Here is a 785-nt window from a genome sequence, read left to right as displayed (position 1 = left end):
CTACCCCTCTGTATCTACAATTTTTTGCTCGGCGTCATAGCTTCAAATGAAGATCTAATATCAGATAACTTAGGATCACTTTTGAAGTTTGACCTAGGCACGCATGCAGAAAACTTGACCGTTGCACCTTTCACGCCTTTCAACCCATAGAAACAGTCGAACCACAGCCCCTTTTTTCTCACCGAGTACTTACTCTCAGCTGCAGCTCTGTCTTTTTCAGAGTCCCAAAGCATAAAAGGAGACATTAATACTCTGACTGCGGCGGAGCCCGACGCTGACGAATGAGCAAGATCCACCTCTCCCGTTTCTGACCCTTGTTGCAAAGCTTCATCCGCAGCATAGCTGTATTTATATTTACCATTGCTATCAAAGCGGCCAGATGCATCTAAGCTTTTTTCAAACTCGACAGGCTCAATTAAAAAGACATTCTCCTCTGTCAAAATATCTGGCCTTAAGCTTACGTTCGAGACCAGTTCTCCATAGCAAATACCATCTTCAAGTTTTACGTTCAATTTAAAGCCTGGGATGTCTGGAATTGAAACTCCACACATAACCAGAGGATGTGACTGAGCCACCGACAAAACTGTGGCTAAAGACAACCCAAAGAGACGAATCAATAATTTTTTCATTACAAGGACCTTTTATGAAAAGCACTCGGCGGTGTAGACACTAACTCGGAAAGAAAATAGTAGGCATGTTTAAAAAAGTGGCGACGTCTGGCAAGGTGAAGAGAAGCCCTGTTTATTTGCCGGGTCAAAGAAAGAACTTTCGAGAAAAAAGGGGAC

Annotated in this window: 1 protein-coding gene; it reads right to left on the bottom strand. The window is 43.2% G+C overall.

The annotated features are described in order from the left end of the window. Positions 1 to 14: 14 nt before the first annotated feature. Entirely contained in the window at positions 15 to 629 is a 615-nt protein-coding gene (locus tag OQK_RS29935) for a hypothetical protein (protein WP_157221875.1), read from the bottom strand. Positions 630 to 785: the final 156 nt, after the last annotated feature.

Origin of the sequence: Pseudomonas sp. R62 (assembly GCF_000257605.1) — a bacterium.
Lineage (GTDB): Bacteria > Pseudomonadota > Gammaproteobacteria > Pseudomonadales > Pseudomonadaceae > Aquipseudomonas > Aquipseudomonas atacamensis.
The sequence above is the reverse complement of the archived record's forward strand: the minus strand, read 5'-3'. Positions and strand labels throughout refer to the sequence as shown.

Bases quoted from the DNA above. Each gene is read 5' to 3' on its own strand.
- OQK_RS29935 (WP_157221875.1), bottom strand. From the start codon at position 629: ATGAAAAAATTATTGATTCGTCTCTTTGGGTTGTCTTTAGCCACAGTT.